Source organism: Sphingomonas pollutisoli, assembly GCF_029167165.1.
Taxonomy (GTDB): Bacteria; Pseudomonadota; Alphaproteobacteria; order Sphingomonadales; family Sphingomonadaceae; genus Sphingomonas; species Sphingomonas pollutisoli.
In genome coordinates this window covers 287,189-307,476 of the sequence record NZ_JARFNJ010000007.1, presented here as the reverse complement: position 1 = coordinate 307,476, position 20,288 = coordinate 287,189, and the positions used below count along the sequence as shown (strand labels likewise).

Genomic DNA, 20,288 nt, shown 5'->3' with positions numbered 1-20,288 from the left:
TGAACCAATTCAGAAGGCAAGTGTTCGACCTAGATGTTATCCCGCTTCCTCAACCGTCGCCGAGAGCGACAGCCGGAGCGGCGGATGGTGGCGGCCTCCTACGGCGCACGTCTGTACGCGATCGGTGATATCCACGGCCGGCGCGATCTGCTCGACGATGTACTGCAGCAGATCGAGGAGCAGGACGCGAAGACCGCCAGCGGCCCGTCCGAAATCATCTTCCTCGGCGATCTGATCGACCGTGGCCCCGATTCGGCTGAAGTGGTCGAGCGCGTCGTGGAACTGCGCACGAGCGGGCGCAGCATCAGCGTGCTACTGGGCAACCACGAGGAAGTGTTCCTGCGAATCCTGCAGGGCGAAGCCAACCTCCTGCCGATGTTCATCAAGATCGGGGGTCGTGAAACGCTGTTCAGCTACGGCATCACACGCCACGAATACGACACGCTCTCGAACGAGGCGCTCGCCGAGCGGCTTCGCGCGCTGGTGCCGCCCACACATCTCGCCTTGCTGAACGATTGCGACGAGATGGTGTTTCGCGGCGACTATGTTTTCGTACATGCCGGTATCCGGCCCGGCGTACCGCTCGCCGAACAATCCGAAAACGACCTGCGCTGGATTCGAAGCCCGTTTCTGGAAAGTAACGTCGATCATGGCCGCATCATCGTCCACGGCCACACCGTGACGGAGGAGCCGGAACTGCGCACCAACCGCATCGGCATCGATACCGGCGCGGTCTATAGCGGGCGCCTCACCGTTCTCGGCATAGACGGCACGCGGCGGTGGCTGTTCGAGTCGGCCACGAAACCCGCACTCGAGCCGGCGCGCCGCAGCGCGGCCTGATCGGCGGCGCAGCTCGGCTCGACCAGCGGCGGGCCCCGTGAAACCAAGGCCGCGCCGGGACTGGCCCGACGCGGCCAAACCTCAACGCGCCAGCAACTCGGTTGCGAAGGCACGCACGTTCGGGCCGATATCCTCGTGCGCCAGCGCCATTGCGAGGTTCGCCTGGATGAAACCGGCCTTGTCGCCGCAATCGTACCGCTCACCCGCGAAGGTGAAGCCGTGGAACGGCTGCTTGCCGATCAGTTGCAGCATCGCGTCGGTCAACTGGATCTCACCGCCCGCGCCGGTTTCCTGGCTCTCCAGAATCCGCATCACTTCGGGCTGAAGGATGTAGCGGCCCGGAATCATCAGGTTCGACGGTGCGGTGCCCTGCGCCGGCTTCTCGACGAGCGCCTTAACCTCGGTCAAACGGCCATCGACCTTGCCCGGTGAGATAATGCCGTATTTGTGCGTTTCCGATGGTGCCACTTCGAGCGCGCCGACGATATTGCCGCCGACCGTTTGATACGCCTCCACCATCTGCTTCATGAAGCCCGGCGTGCCGGCCATCAACTCGTCGGGCAACAGCACCGCGAACGGCTCGTCGCCGACGATATCGCGCGCACACCAGACCGCATGGCCCAAGCCAAGCGGCTCTTGCTGGCGGACATAGACGGGCGAACCCGGCTTCATGCGGATGCTTTCGACCACGGCGAGCGACTTGCCGCGCGCCCGCATGGTCGCCTCGAGTTCGTACGAGACGTCGAAATGGTCTTCCAACGCGGACTTGTTCCGGCTGGTGACGAAGATGACCTGCTCGATCCCCGCTTCGAGCGCTTCCTCGACCGCATATTGGATCAAGGGCTTGTCGAGAACGGTCAGCATTTCCTTCGGCATCGCCTTGGTCGCGGGCAGAAACCGCGTACCCAGACCCGCCACCGGAAAAACCGCCTTGCGCACCGGCTTGATCGTCATGCGTGTCTATCTCCGAAAATCACGATGAAATGTGTGAAATGCGCCGCCGGGAACAGGGCCGCATGGAGCCTATACCGGGGCGAATGCCGCCTTGTCGATTGGCATACAACGCCGCTGGAACACCGAATGGCGTTTTTTTGTTGCGGCGCAATATTGTTCGGGGGCGTGAGCACACTACGGCGCGACGCGTGAGAGCTCAAAAAGCATTGCGGTGCATCAGCACCTTGAAGGTCTGCAACACCAGGATCACGTCCCGCCACACCGTCCACGATTCCAGATAGGCGAGATCGGCCTGTAGCCGGTTGAGCAGGTCCGCACCGGTTTCGGTGTTGCCGCGAAATCCCCGCACCTGCGCAAGCCCGGTCAGGCCGGGTTTGACGGCGTGGCGATTCCAGTAATGCGCGGACACCTCCCAATAGAGCGCGCTGCCGGCGAGCGCGCCGGTCGCGTGCGGGCGCGGGCCAACGATACTCATTTCGCCTCGCAACACGTTGAAAAGCTGCGGCAATTCGTCGATGCTCGTCTGGCGGATGAACCAGCCGACGCGCGTCACGCGCGGGTCGCCACGCGTGACGAGCCGACTGGCGCTCGCGTCCGCCTGTGTGACGTACATGCTGCGGAACTTGAGCATGCGGAACAGCCGGTTGCCCTGACCGACACGCTGCTGGGCGAACAGAACCGGCCCGTGCGAATCGCATTTGATCGCGATCGCGACGATCACCAGCAATGGCAGCAGCCCGATCAGCATGGCGCCGGCCACGACCAGATCGAACACCCGCTTGGTGACCCGGTCGATACCGCTCAGCGGGCCGACCGCGACCACGGCGGTCGCGAAGCCATGGTAGTTGCTCGTACCGATCGCGCCCAATGCGTCCAGTTCGGGCGCGAGCACCTCGACCTGAACGCCCGCCCCCTTGAGTGCCAAAGCCCATTTTCCGCGCCGCTCTGGCGGGCAGGATATGATGACGCGATCCGCCTGGAACACGCACTCGCCGATGCGGTGCAACATCATCGGATCACTGAGATTGGGAATGATGCCGGCGCCCTGCACATCGACGCGGGTCGCGGTACATTGCGGGGGAGGCTCGACGCCGTCGACGATGACGATTTCGGTCGCCGGGGTACCGCCCAGAGCGCGCGCCGCCAGATCGGCGAAGATCGCGCGCGCCAGGATCAGCGAAATGCCGCTCAGCAGACAGCCGGTGGCCACCAGCACGCGCGACAATTCCTCGTTCGAACGTGTCGCGAAGGTGATCGCCAGCCCAATCGCATAGGCTCCGAGCAATGCGGAAAACGCCTTACGCATGCTGCGCGGCGGTTTGATGATGTTGCGGAGCGAAAACGCCTTTATTTGCAAAGCGATGAGGTAATAAAGCGGCAGCACGAGAATGAGCAGGCTTACCACGCGCACGCCGAAGAAATAGCCGAGATGAACCCATGCGGCCAAAGCGATCGGCGCCACGATCGCGATCAGATCGACCGCCAACACGGAGAGCACCAGCCGGCCGCGAATCATTTGCTTGGATATGCCGCGCGGCGGGAGCGCGGCCGGATCAAACGACACGCGTTCGCTCTCCCCCAGCTTGCTCTCAAACGTGGCCACGCGAATCTTTCCCCTTCTCTCGACATCGACGGGGCGGCAGGATTGCGGGGTAACGATGCCATAAATGGTGCGATGCATCAACTCGTTCCAATATGGCGGTTGTTCCCCGGTCGAACGCCGCTATGGTCCCGTCACGAGGCACGCACTTGGGTGGACGGTGACAATGAGCGTGGTCGCGGACTTCGAAGCCTTGAAAAATTTCGTCGCGCCGCGGGGCGAAATCGGTCGGTCCATCCTGCACATTCATCTCGGCATCGCAATATATATCGTGTTGCGGCTGGTGACACGGCGACGCCTCGGTCCACTGTGGGCGTTGGCGGGCGTCGCCCTGCTCGAAGCGCTCAACGAGACGATGGATCTGGCCGCGACATGGCCGGTTCTGCAGAACTGGCAAATCCGCGACACGCAGCAGGATGTGTTCAACACGATGTTATGGCCATGCCTGCTATGCGGACTGGCGCTATGGGACGGTCGCAGGCGGCGCGGCTAGGCGCATGCGCGTGAATATGCCAACGGGCGAGTGCAGGAGCCTTTTCGATGCGTGATCATGACATCTCGAAGCTCAGCCGTCGCGCCGTGCTGCCGTTGCTCGGTTTGGCTGGGGGCGCATTGTGCGTGCGCGCGACGCTTGCCCAGCATGGCACAACGGAGGATGCGGAATGGCCCAAATGGGCGCCGACGCGTGCCGCCTTCTACGCGCAGATCGCGCAGTGGCGCACCACGGGAAAGGACATTCGCCAGTTCGGCGCGAAGCTCGACGGGCAGGCAGACGACACCGTCGCGCTCCAGCAGGCGATCGACGCCGGCGTGCCGGTGCTGCTGATCCCGGCCGGCACGCTCCGGCTGACCCGCGCGATCGCGCTGACTCGCCCGATCGTCATCCTGGGCGCGGGTGACGCCACGGTACTGCGTTGGGAGGGGCGGCAGCGCGACCCCTTCATCGCCGTGCCTGCGGACAAGAACCCGGCGAGCTTCCTCACTGGCGTCCACATCGATTCCCTCCGCCTGGTGCGCCCTGCACCGCTGCCATCCAACGGCACGATTCTGCGCGGCCTGAACGTGCGCAAAGTCTCCGTCACACGCTGCTCGACCGACCGGTTCGGAGCGTTGTTCGTCGGGCATTTGCGCAAACCCGTACGCGACGCCCGCAAGGACATTCACGATCTCGCGCTCGACGCCGGTTTCTCTCCCGCCGGCGACGACCTCAACGAAGATATTTTCGCCTACGACAACCGGATCGATGGCGGCGCCTACATGAGCCAGATCTTGCGGGTGAACTACGGCCGGCGGATCATCGCGGTCGGAAACACCGGGCGTTTCGCGAACATAAGCTGGTTCGGGGGCTCAGCGAAGATCAACCTGGGCGGCGCGCCGCAATATCTTCGTCGAGCGCGCGACATCTATGTGACGCACAACAAGGTGCATGGCGCCAACGGCGGCATTTACGGCAACAATGGCGACGGCATCCTCGTCGCGCACAATGAAGTCAGCGAGATGCTCGATGTCGGGATCGACTTCGAAGGCTGCTTCAACGCGCTTGCGCACGACAATATCGTACGCAACGCTGCCAATTACGGGCTGGCGACCTTTTATGCCGCGAAGAACATCGTGTTTCGCAACAACCAGGTCTACCAGGACGGCAGCGCCGCGCAGCTACCCGCCCGCTACGGAAAACGCTACGGCAAGAGCGGTGGCCGCGCGCTGTTCGCGCTGCGTAGCGCAGGCTTCCGGCAGTCGCCGGGCGCGATCGACGTGTCGTTCATCGGCAATCGCTTCATATTTGGCGGCAAGACCGGCACCGGCGTTTGCCTGCCGAGCTATTTCTCGCGGCTCGTGCTCGACGGGAACACATTCGAGAACGTCGCCTGCGACCTCACCTGCGGCTCGACCGGCACGATGATCGTGACGCGCAACAAACTCAGTTTCGACCGTGCGATCGTGGCACCATATCGCGCGCTGGGTGATAGCGCGGTCCAGGCGACCTTCACCGACAATGAGATACGCGTAAGCGCAGCCCAGGATCCCGGCGCGATCGCCATCGCGGACACGGCACCGATCGCCGGTGGCCACCGGGCGGAAATCTCGCGCAATGTCGTGATCGATGCGGGCAAGGGCGCCGCTATGCCGATCGTGCTGTTCGGGACGCAGGGGCATGCCACCGTCAGCGGCAACACGGTCGGCGCGGTCTACGTGCAGACCAGGGCCCTCGGCACCGTCTCCGCCAACCAAACGCGCGGGGGCACGCCGATCGCGGCGGTGGGGCTGCCGGCAGCGTTCGTGCCAGCGACCACCGAACCCGAGCCTGCGCCGGAGCAAGCAGCGGCGGACGACACGCCATGATGCCGGGCCTCGCCGCGTGAAAATCCTGCATGTTGCGCAAAAGACGAAAGGTGGCGTCGCTACTCATATGGCCCAACTCGTCGCCGCGCAGGCGGCTGAGCACGGCGCCAGCAACGTCGTGATCGTCGTCGGCGACGACGAGAAGCACTTTTTCGACACGATCCCGCAGTCGACCCTGCGCCTGTTCGGTAGTTCAGCGCGACGACCGGGCGCATTCGCGAGCATGGCGCGTTTCGCTCACCGTGTCATCGCGGCGGAGCGGCCCGACATCCTTCATATCCACAGCACCTTCGCGGGCGTGTTGATCCGCGCGCGCTACCTGTTCACGCGGGCCGAACAGCGGCCGGCGATCGTCTATTGCGCGCATGGCTGGGCGTTCAATATGCAAATCCCAGCGTGGCAGAAGCGGATCTATATCGCCATCGAACGGCTGCTCGCCCGGGCTACCGACCGCATCCTCTGCATCTCACGGTTCGAGCAGGACAGCGCCATCGCCGTCGGTCTGCCGCCGGCGAAACTGGAGATGGTATACAACGGGCTGCCCCCGCTCGATCGCGATATCGCGCCCGCAGCGGGCTTCGATCCCGCCACGCTCAACCTCCTGTTCATCGGCCGGACGACACCGCAAAAAGGGCTGCCCGACCTGTTCGCGGCAATGGCGCTGCTTCGCGAGCGGCCGATCCACCTGCATACCGTGGGCGACAGGATGGACGAGGCGCAGCCCGCCCCCGCCAATGTCACCGAACATGGCTGGAAACCGCGCGAGGTGCTGCGGGATTATATCGCCGCGGCGGATGCGATCGTGATGCCGTCGCGCTGGGAGGGGTTCGGGCTCGTCGCGATCGAGGCGATGCGTCAGGCGCGGCCGGTCGTGGCGAGCGACGCCGACGCGCTGCCGGAGATCGTGCGGCCCGGCATCTCGGGCTATCTGTACCCGCGCGGCGATGTGCCGGCGCTGGCCGAGGTTTTGGCGGGGCTGGATCGCGACACTTTGCGCGCGCTCGGACGCAGCGGGCGCGATCTGTTTCTCGAGATGTTTACCGAAGATCGGATGATCGCGAAGGTCGGGTATCTCTATCGCCGTCTCGCGGGCGATCGCGCCAGCGAACATCGTTGACTCGTGCCGGCGGTCAGGCTAGGCGCTACTCTGTAGGTTCAGATATTCCAGGGAGGCAGATCATGAAGACGTTCGTTGCGATCGCAACCGCCAGTTGCATGCTCATGGCCACCTCCGCTCCGGCGTTGGCCGCGCCGACGCTTCAGCCGGCCGTCGCAGCGCAGGCCGCGCCGACGACCGGGGTCCGCGCGAAGCTGGTCGAGCGCGCCGCGTACACGCCGCGCGGCAAATCGAAGAAGTTCCTTAATACGGACACCATTCTCGTCGGGATCGGCGCCCTGTTCGCGGTCGCGACGGGCATTTGCGCCGCTGCTGGCGGTTGCTACAGCGACCATCCCGCCAGCTCCTGATCGCACCGCACACTGCGGGGACGGATCGAACCCCGGCGATACGCGGTATCGCCGGGGTTTTTCACATCCGCCCGATCAGGCGATCGTCGGTACCATGCCGCCTTCGACGCGGATCGCCGCGCCGTTGGTCACCGCCGCGAGCGGGCTGGCGAGGAACGCAGTCATCGCCGCGACTTCCTCAGCCTCGATCAGACGCCGGATCAGCGACAGCGGGCGCAGCTTCTCGAAGAACTCGGCTTCGCGCTCGGCCTCGGGCGCGTCCTTGTTGGAAACGGTCGAGCGGATGAATTCGACGATCCCCTCCGACCGGGTCGGCCCAGGCTGGACGGTGTTGACCGTCACGCCGGTGCCGCGCGTCTGCTCGGCGAGGCCGCGGGAAATCGCGAGCTGCGCGGTCTTGGTCATGCCGTAATGGACCATCTCCGCCGGGATGAGCTGCGCGCTCTCGCTCGCGATGAAGATCACGCGGCCCCAGTTCGCCTCCAGCATCTTCGGGAAATAGTGGCGCGACAGACGGATGCCGCTCATCACGTTGATTTCGAAGAAGCGGAACCAGTCGGCATCGGTGATCTCGACGAAGGGCTTGGCTTCGTAGATGCCGAGATTGTTGACGAGGATATCGACGTTCGGAACGGCGGCGATCAGTGTTTCGCAGCCTTCCGCCGTGCCGGCATCGGCGAGCACCGCGCGCGTCGCGCCGACCTTGGCGGCGGCGGCGTCGAGCTTGTCCTGGCTGCGGCCGGTGACGGTCACCGCGGCGCCTTCGGCGGCGAGACGCTCGGCGATGGCGAGCCCGATCCCGGCGGTGGAGCCGGTGACGAGCGCGGTCTTGCCCTTGAGTTGCAGGTCCATTGTCCAAAAACCTCCATTGGAATGACGGACCGGGAGATATGACGACGCGGCATTGATGATTAGTTGGCAGCAGTGCACAATAGAAGTGATCGACGATCACCAAAGGGACGCACCTGTGGATAACCGCATCGGCGACATGCAGACGTTCCTCGCCGTCACCGAGGGCGGGAGCTTCGCCGCGGCCGCCAAGGCGCTGCGGCTGACCCCCTCGGCGGTCAGCCGCAGCATCGCGCGGCTGGAGGCACGGCTCGGCGTGGTGCTGGTGCAGCGCACGACGCGCTCGCTGTCGCTGACCCCGGAAGGCGAGTCGTATCGCAGCCGCATCTCGGCGCTGCTCGCCGAGGTCGACGCGGTCGAGCAAAGCCTCGGGCGCGAGCAGGACCGTCCGCGCGGACTGCTGCGCATCAACGCGGCGGTGCCGTTCGGCGTGCACTGCCTGGTGCCGATCCTGCCGCGCTTCCTTGACGCTCATCCTGAGGTGACGGTCGATCTCGCGCTTTCCGACACGCTGGTCGATCTGATCGAGGAGCGCGCCGACATCGCGATCCGCATCGGCCCGCTCCGCGACACGCGGCTGCGCGCGAAGAAACTCGGCCATAGCGCGATGGCGCTGGTGGCGAGCCCCGATTATCTCGCGCGGCGCGGCACGCCGCGCGACCCCGGCGACCTCGCGCGGCACGTCTGCCTCAAGTTCAGCTTCCGCCGCAGCGTCGATTCGTGGCCGCTGTTGAGCGGCGGGCGTGTCGTGCAGCGACCGGTCGATGGGCCGTTCCTCGGCAATTCGGGCGAGGTGGTGCGGCTGATGGCTGTCGCCGGCGGCGGCATCGCGCGGCTCGGCCGCTTCCATGTGGCGGCGGATCTCGCGACTGGAAGACTGGTCGAGGTGCTGGCCGCGTGCAATCCCGGCGACGGCGAGGATATCCACGCGCTGTACAGCGGGCATGACCGGCTGGCGCTGCGCGTGCGTGCGTTTCTGGACTTCCTTGATGCGGAGTTGCGGCTGGCAGAGTGAACGTCGCGCCGGCGGCGCGCGCGACAAGCGACGTGTCGGCGGCGCATGTCTGCGACATCTCGGGTGCGGGCGCGCTCGGCACGAATGGACGTCGCGGACAACGCATTAACGCTTGCTCCCACTGCCCGCTTTCCGCCATTCGCACGCGATGACTTTCCGTGTGGACATGGGCACCGACGCGAACGGCGGCGCGGTGACGATTGACCTTGAGGAACTGCTCGCGACGCGGCTGCTGGTGCAGGGCAATTCGGGTTCGGGCAAATCCTATCTGCTCCGCCGCCTGCTGGAAGGCAGCGGACGCGAGGTGCAACAGATCATCATCGATCCCGAGGGCGATTTCGTCACGCTTTCCGGGCCGTACGGTCATGTCGTGATCGAGGCGGTCGATTACTCGATCGCCGAGATCACGCGCTTCGCCGCGCGCGCGCGCGAGCATCGCTCGTCGGTGGTGCTGAGCCTCGAAGGCTTGGAGATGGAAGGCCAGATGCGCTGCGCCGCCGCCTTCCTGATGGGGCTGTTCGATGCGCCGCGCGAACATTGGTATCCCGCGCTGGTGGTGATCGACGAGGCGCAGATCTTCGCGCCCGCCGCCGGCGCCGAGGTGACCGAGGAGGTGCGCCGCGCCTCCCTGTCGGCGATGGCCAATCTGATGTCGCGCGGGCGCAAGCGCGGGCTCGCCGGGATCATCGCGACGCAGCGGCTCGCCAAATTGTCGAAGAACGTCGCGGCGGAAGCGTCCAACTTCCTGATGGGGCGCACCTTCCTCGACATCGACATGGCGCGCGCCGCCGATCTGCTCGGCATGGAGCGGCGGCAGGCCGAACAGATCCGCGACCTGACGCGCGGCACCTTCCTTGGGCTGGGGCCGGCGATCGCGCGGCGGCCGATCATGGTCAGGATCGGGCCGGTACTGACCTCGGCGCGCAGCAGCAGCCCGGTGCTGACGCCGCTGCCGCAGGCACAGGCCGATGACATGCGCGAGCTGCTGATGACCGAGGTCGAGGTCGATGAACCGACCTTGTTCATGCACGCCGCCGCCAACCCGCCCCCGCCACGCCCGGCCGCGTCGGCCGATCTGATGGACAGCGTGATCGCGCGGCCCGAGCCGGCGCGCGCCGAGCCGGAGCCGGAGATCACCCCCGAAGAACGCGAGCAGATCATCGTCGATGTGCTGCGCGCGATCGCCGACGATCCGGAGTCGGGCGGCCGTGCGGCGGCGGTGCTGTACCAGGATTTCCAGGTGCGCTGCCGGATGGTCGGGGTGCGGCGCGCGCCGCTCGACCCGTCAGCGTTCGCACGACGGCTGGCCGCGGCGCGGGCGGGAATCTTCGAGGGGCTCGACGGCGAATGGGCGCAGGCGCTCGCCGTCGCGGCGACGCTGCCCGACGACATGCTCGGCGCGTTCCTGCTGGTGGCGCGCGCGGCACGCGAGGGGGCGCCCTGCCCGACCGACGAACAGGTCGCGCGGATCTACGGCACCAGCTCGCTTGGCCGGGCGCGGCGGGTGATGAGCTACATCGAGGGGCGCGACATCTTCGTGACGCGGGTGGACCTGTCAGGCCGGCGCTCGATCACGATTCCGGGGCTGGGCTGGACGACTGAAGCGACCGAGGCTTGAAGAATTTCACGCGGAGGCGCGGAGGCGCAGAGAGAAAAAAGCGGCCGAAGGCCGCAAGAATGTCGGTACGCGCTTGGGGCAGGGCCTTACCGAATTTGCCTCTTCTTCTCTCCGCGCCTCCGCGCCTCCGCGTGAAAATCCCGCTTCTTCAAACCGCCCAGGCGGCAACATCGTCTTCCTGCCCGATCAGCGCGAGGCCGTTGGCGATCGAAGTGAGTTCGCCCCCGCTGGCGATCCGGTCTTCGCCGAAGCGCTGTGTGAACAACGCGCGCACGCTTGGGATCAGCGAGGTGCCTCCGGTCAGGAAGACGCGGTCGATGCCGCTTTCGTCGACGCCGGTTTGCGCGAGCGCGCGGTCCACCGTCGCGGCGATGCGGGCGAGATCGTCGGCGATCCAGCCTTCGAACTCGGCGCGGGTGACAGTCGCGTCGATCCGCACACCTTCACCGTCAAAGTGAAAGTCGGCGCTCTGATCTTGCGACAGCGCGCGCTTGAGCCGACCTACCGAATCGTAAAGCCGATAGCCTTGTTCCTCCTCGATGATCGCGATCATCCGCCCGATCGCCTCTGGATCGAGCGCCGCGCGTTGCAGCTTGCGCAGTTCCTCGAGCGTGCGGCGGTTGCGCATCAGCGCGAGCCGCGACCAATCGCTGAAATCGGCGAAATAGCCGCGCGGGATTTCGAGCTGCTTGTCGAACGAGCGGTACAGCCCGCCGAAGCCGAGGATCGGCAGCACCAGCTTGTCGACGATGCGCGAATCGAACTGGTCGCCGGCGATGCCGATGCCGGCGTGGCCGAGCGGGGTACAGCGCTTGGGCGAACCCGGCGGCGCGATCCGCACGACCGAGAAATCGCTGGTGCCACCGCCGAAATCGGCGACCAGGATCGTCGCGCTGTCCTCGACTCGCGCGGCATAGCTGAACGCGGCGCCGAGCGGCTCATACACATAATGGATTTCGGCGCCGAAGCCGGCGAACATCGCGTCGTAGCGTTGCCGGGCGAGCGCCTCGTCGGGGCGGGCGCCAGCATAATGGACCGGTCGCCCGACGACCACCCGGCGCGGCGGCTTCGCCAGCGCGCCACCCGCGTGGCTCGCCAGCTTGGCGAGGAACAGCTTGCCGAGTTCCTCGAAGCGCAGTCTTTTGTCGAACACCGAGGCGTGTTCGAAGGTCGCGCTGGCGGCGACCGACTTGAACGATTGCAGGAAGCGGCTGCCCTGCGGATACTCGAGATAGTCGGCGATCGCCCACGGCCCGGCTTCATAGGCGAGGCCGTCCTCCTCCCAGAAGCACAGCGCGGAGCGAAACACGGCGCTGGTCACATCGGGCGCGGCGAAGTCGATCAGATGCGGCTGCCCATCCGCGCCGACGCGCGCGACGACGCTGTTGGTGGTTCCAAAATCGAGGCCGATCGCGTCCTGCATGCTGTCCTCGCTCGCTGGCCGGGCGCGCGGCTATGCCGGTTGGCGCGAGAAACGCAAGCGGTTACAAGCGCGCATGGCCGAGATCATCAACCTGAGAACCGCGCGCAAGGCGAAAGCGCGCACCGACGCCGCTACCACAGCCGCACAAAGCCGCGCGCTGCATGGGCGCACGCTCGCGCAGAAACGGAGCGATCGCGCCGAGGCTGAGCGGCAGGCGCGCATGCTCGACGGCGCGAGGATCGACGAATGAAGCTCGACGATCTGTTCGTTCGCTATTTCGGCACCGATGATCTTGACGCGGTCTCCCCCGACGCATTGCAGGCCGGCGCCGAGCGGCTGCGGGTCGATTTCGGGCTGGAGACCGATCGCGGGCGGCGCTTCGGCATGTGGGCGCTGATGCAGATGCTGGGGGTGGCGCCCGATCTGGAGGTCGCGTTCGCGGATCCCGCCGACCGCGATGCGGCAAGGACGCTGATGGAGCTGTCAGAGGCGGCGGAATAGCCGCCCCAGGCTGTCATGCCAGCGCAAGCTGGCATCTTCCGTTGGTGGGCGTGCCGCTCGCCCACGAGACCCCAGCTTGCGCTGGGGTGACGGCATTGGAGGGTGTCACGCCATCTCGAGGATCACCGCGTCCACCGCGAGGCTTTCGCCGGGCGCGGCGTTGACGGTCTTCACGACGCCCGACTTCTCGGCGCGCAGAATGTTCTCCATCTTCATCGCTTCGACCACCGCGAGCGGCTGACCGGCTTCGACCGCATCCCCTTCCGCGACGTAGAGCTTCTGGAGCAACCCCGGCATCGGGCAGAGCAGGAACTTCGACAGATCGGGCGGCACCTTGACGAGCAGGTGCTTCGCATAGGGCGCCACATGCGCGGGCAGCACGCGAGCGGTGTGGATCGCGCCGCGTGCGTTGAGGCGGAAGCCGGTGCGCGTGCGGGCGATCTTGACGAACAGCGGGGTGCCGTCGATCTCCGCCTCGACCCCGCGATCGCCGGGCGTATATTCCATCGCGATGTCGATCTCGGCGCCATCGACGCGGATCGCATCCTCCGACACCGCGACCTTATGGTCCTTGCCCGCGATCCGCACCACCCAATCCGACGGCGGATCGAGCCGCTGCCCAAGCTGGCCATCGGTGCGGCGCGCGCGATCGGCCTCCGCCGTCGCGGCGAAAGCCGCCACCGCTGCGAGTTGGGCGAGGAGCGCGGGCGCGGCGGGCGCACCGGTGAAGCCGTCGGGATATTCCTCGGCGATGAAGCCGGTGGTGATGGTGCCCGAGCGGAAGCGCGGGTGCTGCATCAGCGCCGACAGGAAATCGAGGTTGTTACCCGGCCCGTCGATCTCGAACTGGTCGAGCGCGGCGATCTGGAGGTCGATCGCGGCCTCACGCGTGTCGGCGTGGGTGATGAGCTTGGCGATCATCGGATCGTAGAACATGCTGACCTCGCCACCCTCGCGCACGCCGTCATCGACGCGGACATAGTCCGCGCCCTTCTGCACGGGGCCATAGTCCGGGCGCGCGTCGGCGGGCGGATCGTAATGGACGAGACGGCCGATCGACGGCAGGAAGCCGCGATACGGGTCTTCGGCATAGACGCGGTTCTCGATCGCCCAGCCGGTCAGCGTCACGTCCTTCTGCGCGAAGGGCAGCTTCTCGCCGGCGGCGACGCGGATCATCAGCTCGACCAAGTCGAACCCGGTGATCGCCTCGGTGACGGGATGCTCGACCTGAAGCCGGGTGTTCATTTCGAGGAAGTAGAAGCCCTTCCCCGTCTTGTCCGCGCCCGACACGATCAGTTCGACCGTGCCGGCGCTGTAATAACCGACCGCGCGGGCGAGCGCTACCGCCTGCTCGCCCATTGCCTTGCGCATCGCCGGCGTGACGAACGGCGACGGCGCTTCCTCGACGACCTTCTGGTGGCGGCGCTGGATCGAGCATTCGCGCTCGCCGAGATAGACGATGTTGCCGTGCTGGTCGCCCATCACCTGGATTTCGATGTGGCGCGGGCTTTCGATGAACTTCTCGATGAAGACGCGGTCGTCGCCGAACGAGGCAAGCCCCTCGCGCTTGGTCGCCTCGAAGCCTTCGCGCACGTCCTTCTCGTTATAGGCGAGCCGCATGCCCTTGCCGCCGCCGCCTGCGCTCGCCTTCATCATCACCGGATAGCCGATGTCGGTGGCGATCTTCACCGCCTCCTCGGTATCGGCGATCTCGCCGAGGAAGCCGGGGACGACGTTGACCCCCGCCGCCTTGGCAAGCTTCTTCGATTCGATCTTGTCGCCCATCGCGGCGATCGCCTTCGGGGGAGGCCCGACGAAGGCGATGCCCGCCTCAGCGCAGGCGCGCGCGAAACTCTCGCGTTCGGAGAGGAAGCCGTAGCCGGGGTGAATGCAGTCCGCGCCGGTCTCCTGCGCGGCGAGCAGGATCAGCTCGGCCTTGAGATAGCTCTCCGCCGCCGGTGCCGGCCCGAGCCGAACCGCCTCGTCCGCCATCAGCACATGCGGGGCGCGCGCGTCGGCATCGGAATAGACCGCGACCGTGGCGATGCCCATCTTTTTGGCGGTCCGCATCACGCGGCAGGCGATTTCGCCACGGTTGGCGACCAGGATTTTCTTGAACATTCAGTCCCCGCCTCGATTTGATTGTCGTAATGCGTCACCCCGGACGTGTTCCGGGGTCCACCGCACCTCACATCCCGCCGAGCTAAATCGCGCGGTGGGTGCCGGAACGAGTCCGGCATGACGATCGAGGCGCGCGGTATGCGTCATTCGCTGGCCATCAGCCCCTTGAGTTGGAGCCGCCGCGCGTTCGTCAGCGCGGTCTTGCACTGCGCGACGATCAGCGCCTGCCGCACGTCGCCGGCATGAACCCCGCCCTCGACCCGGCAGGCGGCGTTGCGATACGCGATCCATGCGCGCTGGCTGGTGAGCAGCGCGTCGGCGAAGGCGAAGTGGCTGCGGCGGTGGTCCTGCGCGTCCTTGCCCTTCATGAAGGCATTGGTGATGCGCCATTGGCTCACCATCGCGGTGTCGGCCACCTTATATTCGGCGAGCGCGCGTTGCGTCTGCGGCCCCGGCGTGGGGCTCGGCCTTGTGGTGGGGGTCGCGGCGGCGAGTGCGGCCATCAGCATGACGCGCAGCCTTTCGCGGCGCGCGCCGGCTCCTCGCCTTCCATCGCGACGATGCCCAGCTTGGCGAACAGCGTGGCGTCGGCGCTGTCACCGCGATTGCCGGTGGTGAGCAGCTTGTCGCCGGTGAAGATCGAGTTCGCCCCGGCCATGAAGCACAACGCCTGAGTCGCCTCGGACATGCTCTCGCGCCCCGCCGACAGGCGCACCATGCTGAGCGGCATCGTGATGCGCGCGACCGCGACGGTGCGGACGAATTCGATGTCGTCGATCTTGGCGAGCGGCGTGTCGGCGAGCATGTCGCCGAGCACGGTGCCCTTGACCGGCACCAGCGCATTGACCGGCACGCTTTCCGGATGGCGCGGCAGCGTGGCGAGCGCGTGGACGAAGCCGACGCGATCGGCGCGGGTCTCGCCCATGCCGACGATGCCGCCGCAGCACACGTTGATGCCGGCCTCGCGCACGTTCTCGAGCGTATCGAGCCGATCCTGGAAGGTGCGCGTGGTGATGACCTCGCCGTACTTCTCGGGCGAGGTATCGATATTGTGATTGTAATAATCGAGGCCGGCGTCGGCGAGCTGCGCGGCCTGCGTGGGCGTCAGCATGCCGAGCGTCATGCAGGTTTCCATGCCCATCTGCCGCACGCCCTTCACCATTTCGATGATCGCGGGCATGTCCTTGTCCTTGGGGTTGCGCCAGGCCGCGCCCATGCAGAAGCGCTGCGAGCCGGCGTCGCGCGCCTGCGCCGCCGATTGCAGCACCGCGCGCACGTCCATCAGCTTCGACGCCTTGAGCTCGGTCTCGGCGGAGGCGGACTGGTTGCAATAGCCGCAATCCTCCGGGCAGCCGCCGGTCTTGATCGACAAGAGCGTGCAAAGCTGCACCTGCGAGGGCGTGTGATGCGCGCGGTGGACGGTTTGCGCGCGGAACATCAGTTCATCGAACGGCAGCGCGAAGAGATCGGCGATTTCCTGCCGGGTCCAGTCGGTCCTTATCTCCCCTCCCGCTTGCGGGAGGGGTCGGGGGAGGGCCTGTCCAAGCAGCGTCTCTCCCTTGGACAGGCCCTCCCCTAGCCCCTCCCGCGAGCGGGAGGGGGACAATGTTGCGGTGTTTGTCACGCGGTTACTTCCTCGACTGGGGGCATATTGTGCCCCAGCAACTTCAACACCTCGCCCGCCGCGTCCACCAGATTCGTGCCGGGGCCGAAAATCCCCTGGACCCCGGCGTCGCGCAGCACCTGATAGTCCTGCGCGGGGATCACGCCGCCGGCGATGACCTTGATGTCGCTGCGCCCGGCTTCGCGCAGGTGGCCGATCAGTTCGGGGATCAGCGTCTTGTGCCCGGCGGCGAGGCTGGACGCGCCGACCACGTCGACATCGCTCGCGATCGCGAGGTCGGCGGCTTCCTTGGGCGTCTGGAACAGCGGCCCCGGCACAACCTCGAAGCCGAGATCGCCGAACGCCGAGGAGACCAGGTTCGCGCCGCGATCATGCCCGTCCTGCCCCATCTTGGCGACGAGCAGGCGCGGGCGGCGGCCCTTGGCGCGCGTCACCGAGCCGACGCCGTCGATCAGCCCCTGCCACTTGGCGTCGTTGCCATAGGCGCCGCCGTAGATGCCCGAAACCGGCGTCGGCTTGGTGCCGTACCGGCCGAACACATCCTCCATCGCCTGGCTGATCTCGCCGAGTGTGGCGCGTTTGCGCGCGCATTCGACCGCGAGTTCGAGCAGATTGGCGGTGCCCGCCGCCCCTTCGCGCAGCGCATCGAGCGCGGCCTGGCATGCGGCTTCGTCACGGCCCGCCTTCACCTTGGCGATGCGCGCGATCTGCGCCTCGCGCACGGCGTGGTTATCGACATCGAGGATGTCGATCGGGTCTTCGCTCGCGAGCTTGTATTTGTTGACGCCGACGATGACATCCTCGCCGCGATCGACGCGGGCAGCGCGGCCGGCGCTCGCCTCCTCGATCATCGCCTTGGGCCAGCCCGCCGCGACCGCCTTGGCCATGCCGCCCTCGGCCTCAACGCGCTCGATGATCTCCCATGCCGCATCAACGAGTTGCTGTGTAAGACTCTCGACATAATAGCTGCCGCCGAGCGGATCGACGACCTTGGTCATGCCCGTCTCTTCCTGGAGCACGATCTGCGTGTTGCGCGCGATGCGGGCCGAGAAGTCGGTCGGCAGCGCGATCGCCTCGTCGAGCGCGTTGGTGTGGAGCGACTGGGTACCGCCGAGCATCGCCGCCATCGCCTCGATCGTGGTGCGCATGACGTTGTTGTACGGGTCTTGCTCGGTGAGGCTGACGCCGCTGGTCTGGCAATGCGTGCGCAGCATCTTCGAGCGCTCGTCCTTGGCGCCGAGGTTGGTCATCACACGGTGCCACAGCACGCGCGCGGCGCGCAGCTTGGCGATCTCCATGAAGAAGTTCATGCCGATCGCGAAGAAGAACGACAGGCGGCCAGCGAACTTGTCAATATCGAGGCCCGAGGCGACGCCGTATTTCACATATTCCATGCCGTCGGCGATGGTGAAGGCAAGCTCCTGCACCTGCGTCGCGCCGGCTTCCTGCATGTGATAGCCGCTGATCGAGATGCTGTTGAACTTTGGCATCTCGCGGCTGGTATAGCCGAAAATGTCCGAGATGATCCGCATGCTCGGCTCGGGCGGATAGATATAGGTGTTGCGGACCATGAATTCCTTGAGGATGTCGTTCTGTATGGTCCCATCGAGCAGGTGCCGGGGCACGCCCTGCTCCTCGCCCGCGACGATGAAAAAGGCGAGGATCGGGATCACCGCGCCGTTCATCGTCATCGAGACCGACATCTGATCGAGCGGGATGCCGTCGAACAGGATCTTCATGTCGTCGATCGTGTCGATCGCCACGCCGGCCTTGCCGACGTCGCCGGTCACGCGCGGATGATCGCTGTCATAGCCCCGGTGCGTGGCGAGATCGAACGCGACCGACAGGCCCTTCTGCCCGGCCTTGAGGTTGCGATGGTAGAAGGCGTTCGAGGCTTCGGCGGTCGAGAAGCCGGCGTATTGGCGGATCGTCCACGGCCGCCCCGCGTACATCGACGCGCGCACGCCGCGCGTGAACGGCGCGAACCCCGGCAGGCCGGGTTCGATGCCCGCGACATCCTCGGCGGTGTAGAGCGGCTTGACCGTGATCCCCTCGGGCGTTTGCCAGGTGAGATCCTTGCCCTTCACCTCCTTCGCGGCGGCGGCGGCCCATTGGTCGAGCGTGGGCTTGTCGGTCACGTCACTTACTCCGTTCTTCCCGCGCCCGTTCGTCCCGAGCGGAGTCGAGGGACAGGCCATTAGCGCTGTCATGCGCTGCCCATGCCTCGACTGCGCTCGGCACGAACGGTTGAGCGAGGCACCAGATCACAGCGGGATGTTGTCGTGCTTCTTCCACGGGTTCTCGAGCGCCTTGTTGCGTAGCTTGCGCAGCCCCAACGCGATCCGCCGCCGGGTCGAATGCGGCTGGATCACCTCGTCGATGAAGCCCTTGCTCGCCGCGACGAACGGGTTGGCGAAGCGCGCTTCATATTCGGCGGTCTTCTCGGCGATGCCTTCGGCGTTGAGGCCACGGAAGATGATCTCCACCGCGCCCTTCGCGCCCATCACCGCGATCTCTGCGGTGGGCCACGCGTAGTTGAGGTCGCCGCGCAGATGCTTCGAACTCATCACGTCATAGGCGCCGCCATAGGCCTTGCGCGTGATGACAGTGATCTTGGGGACGGTCGCCTCGGCATACGCGAACAGCAATTTGGCCCCGTGCTTGATGATGCCCGAATGCTCCTGCCCGACGCCCGGCAGGAAGCCCGGCACATCGACGAAGGTAACGATCGGGATGTCAAACGCATCGCAGAAGCGCACGAACCGCGCCGCCTTCTTGGACGAATTGATGTCGAGGCAGCCGGCCAGCACCATCGGCTGGTTGGCGACGATACCGATCGTCTTGCCCTCGATCCGCCCAAAACCGGTGATGATGTTGCCGGCATGTGCGGGCTGCACCTCGAAGAAATCGCCTTCATCGACCGTCTTCCGGATCAGCTCGTGCATGTCATAGGGCTGGTTGGCGGAGGCCGGGATCAGCGTATCGAGACTGTCCTCGATGCGGTCCCACGGGTCCGAAGTCGGCCGTTCGGGCACCGGCGACTGGTTCGACGAGGGCAGAAAATCGATGAAGTCGCGTGCGGCGAGCAGCGTCTCGATATCGTCCTCGAGCGCGAGATCGGCGACCGAGGATTTGGTCGTATGCGTGATCGCGCCGCCCAAAGCCTCCTGAGTCACGACTTCGTTGGTGACGGTCTTCACCACGTCGGGGCCGGTGACGAACATGTAGGACGAATCCTTCACCATGAAGATGAAGTCGGTCATCGCCGGCGAATAGACCGCGCCGCCCGCGCACGGCCCCATGATGAGGCTGAGCTGCGGCACCACGCCGCTCGCCAGCACGTTGCGCTGGAACACTTCGGCATAGCCGGCGAGGCTGGCGACGCCCTCCTGAATCCGCGCACCGCCCGAATCGTTGAGACCGATCACCGGCGCGCCCGCCTTCATCGCCATGTCCATGACCTTGCAAATCTTGGTGGCGTGGCGTTCGGACAGCGAGCCGCCGAACACGGTGAAATCCTGGCTGAACACGAACACCAGCCGCCCGTTGATCGTGCCCGACCCGGTGACGACGCCGTCGCCCGGCACGATCTGGTCCTGCATGCCGAAATCTGTGCAATTATGCTCGACATACATGTCGTATTCTTCGAACGATCCCTGATCGAGCAGCACGTCGAGCCGTTCGCGCGCGGTCAGCTTGCCCTTCGCATGCTGCGCGGCGACGCGCTTCTCGCCGCCGCCCGCTTTCGCGGCGGCGCGTTTGCGTTCGAGTTCGGCGATCGTTGCGGACATCACGCTCTCCTATGTGCGCCCTCTCTTCGCGCTCGGCGGCGCGCGCGCAACTGTGATCTTGCAAAGTTGCGCGGGGTGGGTTTGCAAACTATGCGATACACACTCCGTTCGCCCTGAGCCTGTCGAAGGGCGTGTCCCAAGC

At 66.0% G+C, this 20,288-nt stretch carries 18 protein-coding genes; 9 read left to right on the top strand and 9 right to left on the bottom strand.

What is annotated here, in order from left to right; all coding sequences use genetic code 11:
* The first annotated feature begins 84 nt into the window (after positions 1-84).
* Positions 85-840: a metallophosphoesterase family protein gene (locus PX554_RS17245; protein WP_176787170.1), complete on the top strand. Its 756-nt coding sequence runs from the start codon at positions 85-87 to the stop codon at positions 838-840.
* Between the two features lie 81 nt (positions 841-921).
* Here PX554_RS17245 and galU read toward each other — a convergent pair whose 3' ends face one another.
* Together galU and PX554_RS17235 are read right to left on the bottom strand one after the other, a co-directional pair.
* On the bottom strand, positions 922-1,794 hold the full coding sequence (galU, locus tag PX554_RS17240; protein ID WP_275503800.1) for a UTP--glucose-1-phosphate uridylyltransferase GalU: 873 nt from the start codon (positions 1,792-1,794) through the stop codon (positions 922-924).
* 196 nt (positions 1,795-1,990) lie between these two features.
* A complete protein-coding gene (locus tag PX554_RS17235) occupies positions 1,991-3,397 on the bottom strand; it encodes an exopolysaccharide biosynthesis polyprenyl glycosylphosphotransferase (RefSeq protein WP_176787169.1) in 1,407 nt (468 codons plus the stop codon).
* Between the two features lie 169 nt (positions 3,398-3,566).
* Here PX554_RS17235 and PX554_RS17230 point away from each other — a divergent pair, with 169 nt between their 5' ends.
* The 4 genes from PX554_RS17230 (at position 3,567) to PX554_RS17215 (ending at position 7,204) form a co-directional block, all read left to right on the top strand.
* Positions 3,567-3,887 (top strand): hypothetical protein, encoded by a 321-nt coding sequence (locus PX554_RS17230; protein WP_275503799.1) that lies wholly within the window; start codon positions 3,567-3,569, stop codon positions 3,885-3,887.
* A 47-nt stretch (positions 3,888-3,934) separates the two neighbouring features.
* Positions 3,935-5,737 carry a right-handed parallel beta-helix repeat-containing protein gene (locus PX554_RS17225; RefSeq protein ID WP_275503798.1) on the top strand — a complete coding sequence of 601 codons (1,803 nt, stop codon included), beginning with the start codon at positions 3,935-3,937 and terminating at the stop codon, positions 5,735-5,737.
* Between the two features lie 16 nt (positions 5,738-5,753).
* Positions 5,754-6,854 (top strand): glycosyltransferase family 4 protein, encoded by a 1,101-nt coding sequence (locus tag PX554_RS17220; RefSeq protein WP_275503797.1) that lies wholly within the window; start codon positions 5,754-5,756, stop codon positions 6,852-6,854.
* Positions 6,855-6,916: 62 nt separating this feature from the next.
* Positions 6,917-7,204, top strand: a complete 288-nt coding sequence (locus PX554_RS17215; protein WP_275503796.1) for a hypothetical protein — start codon at positions 6,917-6,919, stop codon at positions 7,202-7,204.
* A 75-nt stretch (positions 7,205-7,279) separates the two neighbouring features.
* On the opposite strand, the gene PX554_RS17210 is transcribed toward PX554_RS17215, so the two are convergent.
* Positions 7,280-8,056, bottom strand: coding sequence for an SDR family NAD(P)-dependent oxidoreductase (locus tag PX554_RS17210; protein WP_093224603.1), 777 nt, complete (start codon positions 8,054-8,056; stop codon positions 7,280-7,282).
* A gap of 115 nt (positions 8,057-8,171) precedes the next feature.
* Here PX554_RS17210 and PX554_RS17205 point away from each other — a divergent pair, with 115 nt between their 5' ends.
* Positions 8,172-9,068, top strand: coding sequence for a LysR family transcriptional regulator (locus tag PX554_RS17205; RefSeq protein WP_275503795.1), 897 nt, complete (start codon positions 8,172-8,174; stop codon positions 9,066-9,068).
* 148 nt (positions 9,069-9,216) lie between these two features.
* Positions 9,217-10,686: an ATP-binding protein gene (locus PX554_RS17200; protein ID WP_275503794.1), complete on the top strand. Its 1,470-nt coding sequence runs from the start codon at positions 9,217-9,219 to the stop codon at positions 10,684-10,686.
* Between the two features lie 148 nt (positions 10,687-10,834).
* Here the strand turns inward: PX554_RS17200 and PX554_RS17195 are convergent, their stop codons facing one another.
* On the bottom strand, positions 10,835-12,109 hold the full coding sequence (locus tag PX554_RS17195; protein WP_275503793.1) for an Hsp70 family protein: 1,275 nt from the start codon (positions 12,107-12,109) through the stop codon (positions 10,835-10,837).
* On the opposite strand from PX554_RS17195, the gene PX554_RS17190 reads away from it, so the two are divergent.
* Positions 12,108-12,359: a DUF4169 family protein gene (locus PX554_RS17190; RefSeq protein WP_338061604.1), complete on the top strand. Its 252-nt coding sequence runs from the start codon at positions 12,108-12,110 to the stop codon at positions 12,357-12,359. The genes PX554_RS17195 and PX554_RS17190 overlap by 2 nt on opposite strands.
* Positions 12,356-12,610: a hypothetical protein gene (locus PX554_RS17185; RefSeq protein WP_275503792.1), complete on the top strand. Its 255-nt coding sequence runs from the start codon at positions 12,356-12,358 to the stop codon at positions 12,608-12,610. Before PX554_RS17190 ends, PX554_RS17185 begins: the two co-directional genes overlap by 4 nt.
* A 105-nt stretch (positions 12,611-12,715) precedes the next feature.
* Here PX554_RS17185 and PX554_RS17180 read toward each other — a convergent pair whose 3' ends face one another.
* The 5 genes from PX554_RS17180 to PX554_RS17160 all read right to left on the bottom strand — a co-directional run bounded on the left by PX554_RS17180 (position 12,716) and on the right by PX554_RS17160 (position 20,146).
* Entirely contained in the window at positions 12,716-14,731 is a 2,016-nt protein-coding gene (locus PX554_RS17180) for an acetyl-CoA carboxylase biotin carboxylase subunit (RefSeq protein WP_275503791.1), read from the bottom strand.
* Positions 14,732-14,874: 143 nt separating this feature from the next.
* Positions 14,875-15,240, bottom strand: coding sequence for a lysozyme inhibitor LprI family protein (locus PX554_RS17175; RefSeq protein ID WP_275503790.1), 366 nt, complete (start codon positions 15,238-15,240; stop codon positions 14,875-14,877).
* Positions 15,234-16,232 carry a biotin synthase BioB gene (gene bioB, locus PX554_RS17170; RefSeq protein ID WP_176787181.1) on the bottom strand — a complete coding sequence of 333 codons (999 nt, stop codon included), beginning with the start codon at positions 16,230-16,232 and terminating at the stop codon, positions 15,234-15,236. Before bioB ends, PX554_RS17175 begins: the two co-directional genes overlap by 7 nt.
* 119 nt (positions 16,233-16,351) lie before the next feature.
* Positions 16,352-18,493 (bottom strand): methylmalonyl-CoA mutase, encoded by a 2,142-nt coding sequence (scpA, locus tag PX554_RS17165; RefSeq protein WP_275503789.1) that lies wholly within the window; start codon positions 18,491-18,493, stop codon positions 16,352-16,354.
* A 126-nt stretch (positions 18,494-18,619) separates the two neighbouring features.
* On the bottom strand, positions 18,620-20,146 hold the full coding sequence (locus tag PX554_RS17160) for an acyl-CoA carboxylase subunit beta (RefSeq protein ID WP_275503788.1): 1,527 nt from the start codon (positions 20,144-20,146) through the stop codon (positions 18,620-18,622).
* Positions 20,147-20,288 lie beyond the last annotated feature (142 nt).

Coding starts and splice junctions, on each gene's coding strand:
- PX554_RS17185 (WP_275503792.1), top strand. CDS start 12,356: ATGAAGCTCGACGATCTGTTCGTTCGCTATTTCGGCACCGATGATCTT.
- PX554_RS17175 (WP_275503790.1), bottom strand. CDS start 15,240: ATGCTGATGGCCGCACTCGCCGCCGCGACCCCCACCACAAGGCCGAGC.
- galU (WP_275503800.1), bottom strand. CDS start 1,794: ATGACGATCAAGCCGGTGCGCAAGGCGGTTTTTCCGGTGGCGGGTCTG.
- PX554_RS17200 (WP_275503794.1), top strand. CDS start 9,217: ATGACTTTCCGTGTGGACATGGGCACCGACGCGAACGGCGGCGCGGTG.
- PX554_RS17195 (WP_275503793.1), bottom strand. CDS start 12,109: ATGCAGGACGCGATCGGCCTCGATTTTGGAACCACCAACAGCGTCGTC.
- PX554_RS17160 (WP_275503788.1), bottom strand. CDS start 20,146: ATGTCCGCAACGATCGCCGAACTCGAACGCAAACGCGCCGCCGCGAAA.
- PX554_RS17225 (WP_275503798.1), top strand. CDS start 3,935: ATGCGTGATCATGACATCTCGAAGCTCAGCCGTCGCGCCGTGCTGCCG.
- PX554_RS17215 (WP_275503796.1), top strand. CDS start 6,917: ATGAAGACGTTCGTTGCGATCGCAACCGCCAGTTGCATGCTCATGGCC.
- PX554_RS17180 (WP_275503791.1), bottom strand. CDS start 14,731: ATGTTCAAGAAAATCCTGGTCGCCAACCGTGGCGAAATCGCCTGCCGC.
- PX554_RS17190 (WP_338061604.1), top strand. CDS start 12,108: ATGCTGTCCTCGCTCGCTGGCCGGGCGCGCGGCTATGCCGGTTGGCGC.
- PX554_RS17210 (WP_093224603.1), bottom strand. CDS start 8,056: ATGGACCTGCAACTCAAGGGCAAGACCGCGCTCGTCACCGGCTCCACC.
- PX554_RS17245 (WP_176787170.1), top strand. CDS start 85: ATGGTGGCGGCCTCCTACGGCGCACGTCTGTACGCGATCGGTGATATC.